Origin of the sequence: Planobispora longispora, from assembly GCF_016863135.1 — a bacterium.
In the GTDB taxonomy this organism is placed as follows: domain Bacteria; phylum Actinomycetota; class Actinomycetes; order Streptosporangiales; family Streptosporangiaceae; genus Planobispora; species Planobispora longispora.
The window spans coordinates 195020-204076 of the sequence record NZ_BOOH01000033.1 but is presented as its reverse complement, the minus strand read 5'-3'; the positions used below and the strand labels follow the sequence as shown (position 1 = coordinate 204076).

Annotated in this window: 8 protein-coding genes and 1 pseudogene; 6 read left to right on the top strand and 3 right to left on the bottom strand. The window is 74.2% G+C overall.

What is annotated here, in order from left to right:
* The 3 genes and pseudogenes from Plo01_RS20280 to Plo01_RS20270 form a co-directional block, all read right to left on the bottom strand.
* Positions 1-228 (bottom strand): annotated as a pseudogene (locus tag Plo01_RS20280) (N,N-dimethylformamidase beta subunit family domain-containing protein); the annotation flags it as partial.
* Positions 229-286: 58 nt separating this feature from the next.
* Positions 287-1777 carry a condensation domain-containing protein gene (locus tag Plo01_RS20275; protein WP_203892210.1) on the bottom strand — a complete coding sequence of 497 codons (1491 nt, stop codon included), beginning with the start codon at positions 1775-1777 and terminating at the stop codon, positions 287-289.
* Positions 1777-2046, bottom strand: coding sequence for an acyl carrier protein (locus Plo01_RS20270; protein WP_203892209.1), 270 nt, complete (start codon positions 2044-2046; stop codon positions 1777-1779). The genes Plo01_RS20275 and Plo01_RS20270 overlap by 1 nt, the downstream gene beginning before the upstream one ends.
* A 425-nt stretch (positions 2047-2471) precedes the next feature.
* On the opposite strand from Plo01_RS20270, the gene Plo01_RS20265 reads away from it, so the two are divergent.
* The 6 genes from Plo01_RS20265 to Plo01_RS20240 all read left to right on the top strand — a co-directional run bounded on the left by Plo01_RS20265 (position 2472) and on the right by Plo01_RS20240 (position 9023).
* Positions 2472-4037 (top strand): class I adenylate-forming enzyme family protein, encoded by a 1566-nt coding sequence (locus Plo01_RS20265; protein WP_203892208.1) that lies wholly within the window; start codon positions 2472-2474, stop codon positions 4035-4037.
* The gene (locus Plo01_RS20260) at positions 4034-5485 is read left to right on the top strand and encodes a condensation domain-containing protein (protein WP_203892207.1); all 1452 of its coding nucleotides are present in this window, start codon (positions 4034-4036) and stop codon (positions 5483-5485) included. The genes Plo01_RS20265 and Plo01_RS20260 overlap by 4 nt, the downstream gene beginning before the upstream one ends.
* Positions 5486-5596: 111 nt before the next feature.
* The gene (locus Plo01_RS20255) at positions 5597-5827 is read left to right on the top strand and encodes a phosphopantetheine-binding protein (RefSeq protein WP_203892206.1); all 231 of its coding nucleotides are present in this window, start codon (positions 5597-5599) and stop codon (positions 5825-5827) included.
* Positions 5820-6764, top strand: a complete 945-nt coding sequence (locus tag Plo01_RS20250; protein ID WP_203892205.1) for a thiamine pyrophosphate-dependent dehydrogenase E1 component subunit alpha — start codon at positions 5820-5822, stop codon at positions 6762-6764. The genes Plo01_RS20255 and Plo01_RS20250 overlap by 8 nt, the downstream gene beginning before the upstream one ends.
* Positions 6755-7744, top strand: coding sequence for an alpha-ketoacid dehydrogenase subunit beta (locus tag Plo01_RS20245; RefSeq protein ID WP_203892204.1), 990 nt, complete (start codon positions 6755-6757; stop codon positions 7742-7744). The genes Plo01_RS20250 and Plo01_RS20245 overlap by 10 nt, the downstream gene beginning before the upstream one ends.
* Positions 7737-9023, top strand: coding sequence for a 2-oxo acid dehydrogenase subunit E2 (locus Plo01_RS20240; RefSeq protein WP_203892203.1), 1287 nt, complete (start codon positions 7737-7739; stop codon positions 9021-9023). Before Plo01_RS20245 ends, Plo01_RS20240 begins: the two co-directional genes overlap by 8 nt.
* Positions 9024-9057: the final 34 nt, after the last annotated feature.

The window sequence follows — 9057 nt, the reverse complement described above, 5'->3', positions numbered from 1 at the left end:
TGGAGAAACAGTGAAGATTGCCCGGTAGAGCGAGCTGGTCCAGTCGCCGGGGATGTCGAGCGTCCAGCGGGGTCCGTTGAAGGCGGCGTCGAGGACACGCCGGCCGGAGGCGACGTCCTCGACGCTCACCGAGCCGCTCAGCGGGGCCCGGGAGGTGTGGTCGAGGTGGAAGACGAGCCGTTCGCCCTGGGCGCGGGAGGTGGACTCGGCGTAGGCGTAGACGGTCATCGCATCTCCTTCAGCGGGGGGCGCCCGGGCTCCGCGGGGTTCCGGCGGGGCGGGGAGGTCAGCCGACGAGTTCCGGCGCCCCGGCGAAGGCCGCCGCCACCAGCGCGGACTCCAGGTCGAGGAGGTAGCGCTCCATGGCCGGCCGGGACAGGAAACGGGTGTCGGCGGTCACCGAGACCCCCAGCCCGCCGGGCTCGGCGGTCAGGTGCAGGCAGAACCGGCAGTTGAGCTTGTCCTGCTGGAGCGGCCAGGTGAGCTCCGTCTCGGCCAGCGCCCGCCGTACCGTCGCCTCGTCGTGGGTGGCGTCGGCGCGGTCGGTGAAGCGCATGTCGTTGAAACAGCAGTAGGGGTGGACGGCCGTTCCCCGGGACCGGCTGATCTCGGCCGTCAGCCGGTCGCGGTCGCGCGGGTCGTGGTAGGCGGAGCGGTAGGCGCGCAGCGCGGCCGGCTTGGCGGCCCGCAGCAGCGCGGCGACGTCCTCGTGGCCCGCTTCGAGCACGAACAGGCCCTCCTGGGACAGCGTCGTGACCGCGTTCACGGTGTCGCCGCGGAAGCGGTTGCCCACGATCGGCAGCATCGCGCACACCTCGTGCCCGGTCACCTCGGTGACCAGCGAGGACGAGAAGGCCAGCAGCACGGTCGAGGTGCTCGTGGAGTGCAGGGCGGCGATCCGCTGCGCGGCCAGGTCCATCGCCCGGGAGACGATCTTCGCCCGCCACACCGGCGGGCTCGCCGCCTCCCCCGAGGGGCGGTCGAACATGGTCGGCGGGATGCGCCGGTACTCCTGCTCCCAGTGCTCGGCGGCCATGCGGGCCACCCGCTGGCCGGGCTCGGACTCCTGCCAGCGGGCCAGGTCCAGCGGTCGCGGCGGGACGGGGCCCGGTACGGCGCCGCGCGTCAGCAGCAGCCGCAGGTCGCGCAGGGCGACCTCGGCGCCCATCCCGTCGGCGGCCAGGTGGCAGAAGGCGAGCACGAGGTGGGTCACCTCGTCGCCGTCGACCACCAGCCCGGCCCGGAGCGGCCACTCCGCGGCGTAGTCGAAGGCGGTCGCCGTCAGCTCGTCGAGCAGCCGCTCCGGATCGCCGGTCGTGACGGTGACGGTGAGCGTGCCCGAACCCTCCAGCACCTGCTGCGGTTCGGGGTCCTCCAGCGGCCGGTACGGCCGAACCCGCTCCGCCTGGGCTTGGTCCGCCTGGGCCTGCTCTGCTTGGGCCTGCTCTGCTTGGGCCTGCTCTGCCTGGGCTTGGTCTGCTTGAGCCCGGTCGGGATCCGCCGGGCCCAGCCGGGTCCGCAGCGATTCGTGCCGCTCGACCAGGGAGCCGAGCGCCGCGGCGGCCCGTTCCGGGGTCAGCGGCCGGGCCCGGCCGGGCACCGGGAGGATCTGGCCGAAGTTGAAGTATCGGTCGTCGGGGGCGGTCTTGCGGACGGCGTCCCAGATGGCCCGCTGGCCCCAGGTGAGCGGCGCCGTACCCGACCTGCCCCCGGAGAAGCGGGCCTCCACCGTCCCGCCGGAGCGGGCGTCCATCCCCTCGGGGGAGCGGACGTCCATCACACCGCCCCGGTGATGCGGCGCTCCAGGGCTCCCAGGTCGTTCAGCACGTCGACCTCGCCGTCCGAGAAGTCGAACTCGATGCCGAACTCCCGCTCCACCGCGTCGATCAGGCGCATCTGCGCCAGGGAGGTGACCCCCAGCGCGGACAGCGGCACCGTGGCCGCCAGCGCCTCGGCGGCGGTGACCGTCCCGTCAGAGGCCCAGGCCACCAGCGCGGCCAGCCGCTCCCTGAGCGCCGGGGCTTCCCGCACGGCCGCTTCCTCCATCTCAGCCCTCCGTTTCACCGAGACGTGCCGTCCCCTTCCCCGCACCACGGCGTCCTCGGTAGGTGACGCTGCCGGCCGCCCTCTCCGATCGGCAGACATAGGACGTGTCGGCGTCCGGATCGGCCGGGTCTCAGCGATGGAGGAACCGGAGCCGCTGTCGAACAGGGTTCTGGAAAGCGAGGTTTCCGGAAAGAAACCTTTCAATAAGGTGGGTTCGTCAGTGTTACACCTCCGTTCGGGGTGCGCAAGACCTTGAGGTAGAGGGTTCCGGATCCGCTCGGCGGGTCATGGCAAAGGGCTTGCGTCACCCTTTCGATCATGTAAGACTGACGCTCGAATCGGAATAGTAAAGATTCTTTCCTGTTGTGGCCCTGGTGGCCGAGCGGCCACGGCCCGCATACATCCGATCTTTTTGGGAGGTTCACATGGTGAACCTGACCGTCACCCGCCTGCTGAGGGACCGGGCGCTCGCCGATCCCGACGGGGTCGCGCTGATCGTGCGGGGCTCCGCGCCGCTCACCTACGGCCAGTGGGAAGAACGCTCGACCGAGATCGCGAACGGCCTGCTGGGGCGCGGTGTCACCCGCGGCGACCGCGTGGGGCTGGTGTTCGGCAGCGGGGACTGGACGGACTACGCCGTGGCGTTCTTCGGGGTGCTCAAGGCCGGGGCGGCGGCCGTGCCGCTCTCGGACCGCCTCGCCCCCGCCGACCTGCGGTTCATGCTCGGTCACTGCGGCGCCGCGGGGGTCGTCCACGCCGAGGGGGCGGACGCGCCCGCCGAGGGCTGGACCGTGACGCCGGAGGTGCTGCGCGCGGAGGGCGCGTCCGTCTCCGCGGCGGTCTCCGCGGCGGAAACCTCCCATGAGAGGGCCGATCCCGATCCCGGAGACCTGGCGCAGATCCTCTACACCTCCGGCACGACCGGGCGTCCCAAGGGTGTGGCGGCGAACCACGCGAACCTGGCCCACGGCTGCGGCGGCAGGCGGCGCCCGTTCGCGCACTCGCGGCATCTGGTCCATGCCTTCCCGATCGGCACCAACGCCGGCCAGACGATGCTGATCAACGCCCTCGACGCCCACCCCGCCGTGGTCACGCTGCCCCGCTTCACGCCCGGCCGCTTCGCCGCGCTGATCGAGTCCTACCGCGCGGGGACGGTCTTCCTCGTCCCGGCGATGGCGATCGAACTGCTCAACGCCGGAGTCGCGGAGCGGCACGACCTGTCCAGCGTGCTGCTGCTCGGCTCGGCCGCGGCGCCCCTGCCCTCGACGGTCGCCGAGGCGCTGACCGGCGCCTTCCCCAACGCGACGATCACCAACTACTACACCTCGACCGAGGCGGCACCCGCCCAGACGATCATGATGTTCGATCCGGAGCGCCCCGGCAGCGTGGGCCGGGCGGTGGCCGGAGGGCGGATCAAAATCGCCACCCCGGAGGGGGAGCCGCTCGCGCCGGGAGAGACCGGCGAGGTCTGGATGCGCTCTCCGGCCGCGTCGCGCTCCTACTACGGCGATCCGGAGAGCGGGACCTTCCGCGACGGCTGGGTCCGCATGGGCGACCTCGGCCGCCTGGACCCGGACGGCTACCTCTACCTCGTCGACCGCGAGAGCGACGTCGTGAAGTCCGGCGCCTACAAGGTCTCCACGCTCCACGTCGAGGAAGCCGTGTTCGGCCACCCGGCCGTGGTCGAGGCCGCCGCGTTCGGGGTGCCGCACCCGGTCCTGGGGACGGTCGTCGCCGTCGCCCTGGTCGTCCGCGAGCCGCTGGCGGCCGAGGAGCTCCGCGTCTTCCTGTCCGACCGGCTCGCGCCGCAGGAGCTGCCCGCCCACGTGATCACGGTTCCCGCCCTGCCCCGCAACGCCGGTGGCAAGGCCGACAAGCGGGCCCTGCGTGAAACCCTCGTCTCCGGCACGGCCCCGGGTGCGGTCTCGGACTCCGGTACGGCCTCGGGCGCGGCTGCGGCTCCCGGCGCGGCCGAGGAGATCCCGGTATGAACGCGAGCCCGCCGAACCCGCCTCCCGGCCCCGTGCCGCCCGCCTTCGATCCCGCATCGCCCGCCCCCGGCCCGGACGGCGCCGAGGTCACTTTCCTCCAGCAGGGGATATGGGTGACCGAGCAGACGGGGGCGGCGGGAACCGCCTATCACATGCCGCTCCTGGTCCACCTGCGCGGCGAGCCGGACCCGTCAGCGAGCTCAGAAGTCGGCATGAGCTCGCGCGGGGACACAGCGGGCTCAGAACTCCTGGCGGCCTGCGCCGCGGTCGTGGACCGGCACCCGATGCTGGGCTCCGTGGTGGCCGAGGCGGGCGGAGGCCTGCGGCTGGCCCCCGGCGTCCCGGTGCCGGTACGGCGCATGCGGGCGGCCTGGCCCGGGACCGGACGGGCGTTCACGGCCGGGGACCCGGCGGGCGTCTCAGGGGCGGACGGTCACGCTGCGGGCGCCGCGGGCGCCTCCGTGGCGGACGGTCACGCGGCCGGGGACCCGGACACCTGGCCCGAGGCCGTACGGCGGGAGGTCTTCGCCCCGTTCGACCTGGAGAAGGGGCCGCTGGCGCGGTTCACCCTCATCGAGACCGGCCCCGGACGGCACACGCTCGCCTTCACCGCCCACCACCTGGTCTTCGACGGCCACTCCAAGGACATCCTGGTCCGCGATCTGGCCGCCCTGCACAACGGCGAGCGGCTCGCCCCGCTGCCGGCGCTCGACCACGGCCGGGCCGAACGCGAGCGGGTCGCCGCCGAGCTGCCGGCCGCCCGGGAGTTCTGGGGCGCCCGGTGGCGGGAGCCGGGCGAGACGGTGGTGCGCGGCCGGGCGCTGCGTTCCCGCCGGGCGGCCGGGGGCCGTACGCTGCGCTTCCCCGTGAACCTGACGCCGGTGGCCGGGCTCACCCGGTTCGAGACGTTCCTCGCCGCGCTGCACGCCCTGCTGGCCGGGTACGGCAACGCCGACGTCACCACGGCCGTGGACCTGTCCACCCGGCCTCCCGAGGCCGCCGGGCACATCGGCGTGTTCGTCAACGAGCTGCCCGTCGCCTCGCGCCCGGAGCCGGAGAGCGCCTTCCACGACTTCGCCGCGGGTCTGCGGGCCGGGCTGCGGGAGATCTACCGGTTCCGCCGGGTCCCGCTCAGCCGGGCGCTGCCCCGCCTGCGGCCGCACGCCGCGCTGGCGCCCGTCTCGGTCAGCTACCGCACCCGCACCGTCCCGGACCCGGTCTTCACCGGCCTGGACTGCGCGGTGGACTGGGCCGTCCCCAACGGCTCCGTCCGCGGCGCGCTCCACCTGCAGTGCGTGGACGGGCCGGACGGTCTCGTCGTCGCCCTGCGGCACGATCCCGAGGCGGTGCCGGACGCGGAAGGCCTGGCCGGTGATCTGCGCCTGCTGCTGGACCGGGTCGCCCGCGATCCCGGCCTGCGCCTGCGCGAGCTGGAGCCCCGCGACTGAACGACTCCCGGCGGCTCTCCGCGGCCGCCCCCATCCGGCGGACCGCCGCCGCACGCACCGAGACCCGTCCGAGACCCACCGAAGAACCGCGCAACACCCCTGGAGCACGACATGGGTTCCGTCCCCACCCGCGCCGACCAGATCCGTGAGATCTGGGAGGAGGTCCTGGGCGTCTCGCCGATCGGCGACCACGACGACGTCTTCGACCTCGGCGGCCACTCCCTGACCATCACGCAGATCATCGTCCGGATGCGCAAGCGCCTCGGCGTCGAGGTCGAGCTGGACGACTTCTTCGACAACCCCACCATCGCCGGAATCGTCAAGATCCTCGGCGATGACTGAGACCCTCGTCCCGGCCCTCGACCCGGCGACCGGCCGGCCCGGGCTCTCCCGCCTGTCCGACGACGACCTCGAACTGCTGCTGCTGATCCGGCACTTCGAGCTGAAGCTGCTCCAGCTGTACGGCAGGGGCGAGCTGAACGGCACCACGCACACCTGCCTGGGCCAGGAGTACGTGCCGGTGGCGCTGCGCACCCTGCTGGGCCCCGCCGACTTCGTGTTCAGCAACCACCGGGGCCACGGCCACTACCTGGCCCGGTTCGGCGACGCGCACGGCCTGCTGGCGGAGATCATGGGCCGGGAGGGCGCGGTCTGCGGCGGGGTGGGCGGCAGCCAGCACATCCACCGCGACCGCTACCTGTCCACCGGGGTGCAGGGCGAGAGCCTGCCGGTGGCCGCGGGCGTCGCCCTCCACCTGCGGCGGACCGACCCCGGCGCCCTGGCCTGCGTGTACATCGGCGACGGCACGTGGGGGGAGGGCGCGGTCTACGAGGCGCTCAACCTGGCCGCGCTCTGGCGGCTCCCGCTGCTGGTCGTCGTGGAGAACAACGGCATCGCCCAGTCCACGCCCACCGCCGCGCAGATGGCGGGCACCGTCGCCGGCCGGGCGGCGGCGTTCGGCGTCGACCACCACCTCGTGGTCTCCGGCGACGTCAACGAGATCCGCGCCGGGCTGGAGCCGCTGGTCGCGCGGGTCCGGGAGGGCCGGCCGCTGGCGGCGGAGTTCGTCACCCACCGCCTCGGCCCGCACAGCAAGGGCGACGACACCCGCCCGCCGGAGGCGGTCCGGGCGGCGGCGGAGAACGACTGGTACGCCCGCTACGCCCAGGACCATCCCGAGCACTTCCACCGGTTCGACGGCCCGGCCCGGGCCCTGGTCGAGGGCGTGGCCGACGAGGTCGCCGCCCGCCCGCCGTCGAGGTGGTCGCCGTGCGCGTAGCCGAGAACCTCAACGCCGCCCTGCACGGGCTGCTCGACGACGATCCCACGGCGTACGTGCTGGGCGAGGACGTCCTCGACCCGTACGGCGGCGCCTTCAAGATCACGAAGGGGCTGTCCACCCGCTTCCCCGACCGGGTGATCACCACGCCGATCAGCGAGGGCGCCCTCACCGGGGTCGCGGCCGGGCTCGCCCTGACCGGCAACACGGCGGTGGCCGAGATCATGTTCGGCGACTTCGCCGCACTCGCCTTCGACCAGCTGTGCAACTTCGCCGCCAAGTCGGTGTCGATGTACGGCTCCCGCCTGCCGCTGCGGATGATCGTTCGCTGCCCCACCGGCGGCGGCCGGGGCTACGGTCCCACGCACAGCCAGAGCCTGCAGAAGCACTTCATCGGCATGCCCGGCCTGGCGCTGTACGAGATGTCGCCCTTCCACGACAACCGCGAGGTCTTCGCGGCCATGGTGGAGCGGGGCGAGCCGTGCCTGTTCTTCGAGGACAAGATCCTCTACACCCGGCCGATGGGCCAGGCGGACCCGCTGTTCACGGTCCGCCGCGACGGCGAGCTGGCCGTGGTGGACCCGGCCCTGCCGGAACCGGCCGCCCGCCCCGACTGCGTGATCGTCGCGCCGGGCGGGACGGCGCACCGGGCGCTGGGGGCGATGCGGTCGCTGCTGCTGGAGGAGGAGATCTCCTGCCGGCTGCTGGTGCCGTCCCGGCTGTACCCGCTGGAGGTCGGGGCGCTGCTGCCGTACCTCGGGGAGGTCGTGCTGGTCGCCGAGGAGAGCACCGCCGGCGGAACCTGGGGCGGCGAGGTCGCCCACCTGGTCCACCAGCGCGCCTGGGACCGGCTGCGCGGCCCGGTCCGCCTGGTCCACTCTGCGGCGTCGGTCATCCCCACCGCCGCCCACCTGGAGCGGGAGGTCCTCATCACCGAGTCCGCGATCCACCGCGCCGTACGGGAGGCCCTGCGTGACTGACGTCCTCGTCCCCAAGCTGAACAACCAGGACACCGAGTACCTGGTCGTGGAGTGGCTCGTCGGCGACGGCGAGCCGGTGCGCGCCGGGGAGGCGGTGGCGGTCCTGGAGACCTCCAAGGCCGCCGACGAGATCGAGGCGGTCGCCTCGGGCCTGCTCGTCCACGCCGCGGCCAAGGACACCTGGATCACCCCGGGCGCCGTACTGGCCCGCATCCTCTCCGAGGGCGCCGCCGCCTCCGGGGCCCACGCGCCCGCCGGGGACTCCGCGGAATCCGCGGCGGCCTCCGGGGGGCCGTCCGGCGGAGCGTCATCCGGGGCCGCCGGCGGTGCGGCGGCCGGAGCGCCCGCCGGAGCGGCCGACTCCCTGATCACCGCCCCGGCCCGCGCCGCGATGCTGGAACTGGGCGTCGCCGAGGACCGGGTGCTGGCCCTGGGGCTGCCGCTGGTCCGGCGGGCCGACGTCGAGCGCCTCGCCGCCGCGGACGCCGCCGCGGGCGGCGTGGGCGTAGACGTGGGCGGCGCGGATGACACCGGCCGTGCGGAGGCGGGCGGCGCGGACCGTGCGGAGGCGGGCCGTACGGCGACGGAGGACGCGGCCGGGAGGCACGAGCTGTCGCGCGTCCAGCGGGCCGTGGCCCGCGCCGTGACCCTCTCCCACCGGACGGTCCCGGCCGCCTACACCGTGATGCGCTTCGATGTCGGCCCGGCCCTGGAACGGGCCCGCGGGCTGACCCGCGAGGTGCGCCGCCCGGTCGGCCTGCCCGAGCTGTTCGTGCGGGCGGTGGCCGGGCTGCACGGGAGGTTCCCGCTGCTGTTCGCCTCCGTCGGGGAAGAGGCGGGGGGCGCGTCCGGCGGCCCGGCCGGGCCGGTGGTCCGGCTGTCCGACGCCCCGTGCGTCGGGGTCACCTTCGACCTGGGCGAGGGCCTGTACGTGCCGGTCGTCCGCGAGACCGGCTCCCTGCGCGACATCGCCGCCACGATGATGCGCCACCGGCTGGCCGCCGCCACCGGCGACTTCCGGGAGAAGGACCTGACCGGGGCGAACATCACCGTCACCCTGCACACCGACGCCGACGTGATCCTGGCCGTCCCGATCGTCCTGCCCGGCACGGCCGCCGCCCTCGCGGTGACCTCCCCCCGGCCGGAGGTCGTCCTGGCCGCCGACGGCGCGGTGACCGTACGGACCGTCGCCGACATCGGCCTGGCCTACGACCACCGCCTGGTCAACGGCCGGGACGCCGCCCTGTTCCTCGCCGCGCTCCGCGAGGAACTCCAGTGATCCGCACCCCGCCGGCCGCGGCGCCGGGACCCAC

Excerpts from the sequence above, each read along its gene's own strand:
- Plo01_RS20275 (WP_203892210.1), bottom strand. The coding sequence starts at position 1,777 with ATGGACGTCCGCTCCCCCGAGGGGATGGACGCCCGCTCCGGCGGGACG.
- Plo01_RS20270 (WP_203892209.1), bottom strand. The coding sequence starts at position 2,046 with ATGGAGGAAGCGGCCGTGCGGGAAGCCCCGGCGCTCAGGGAGCGGCTG.
- Plo01_RS20265 (WP_203892208.1), top strand. The coding sequence starts at position 2,472 with ATGGTGAACCTGACCGTCACCCGCCTGCTGAGGGACCGGGCGCTCGCC.
- Plo01_RS20260 (WP_203892207.1), top strand. The coding sequence starts at position 4,034 with ATGAACGCGAGCCCGCCGAACCCGCCTCCCGGCCCCGTGCCGCCCGCC.
- Plo01_RS20255 (WP_203892206.1), top strand. The coding sequence starts at position 5,597 with ATGGGTTCCGTCCCCACCCGCGCCGACCAGATCCGTGAGATCTGGGAG.
- Plo01_RS20250 (WP_203892205.1), top strand. The coding sequence starts at position 5,820 with ATGACTGAGACCCTCGTCCCGGCCCTCGACCCGGCGACCGGCCGGCCC.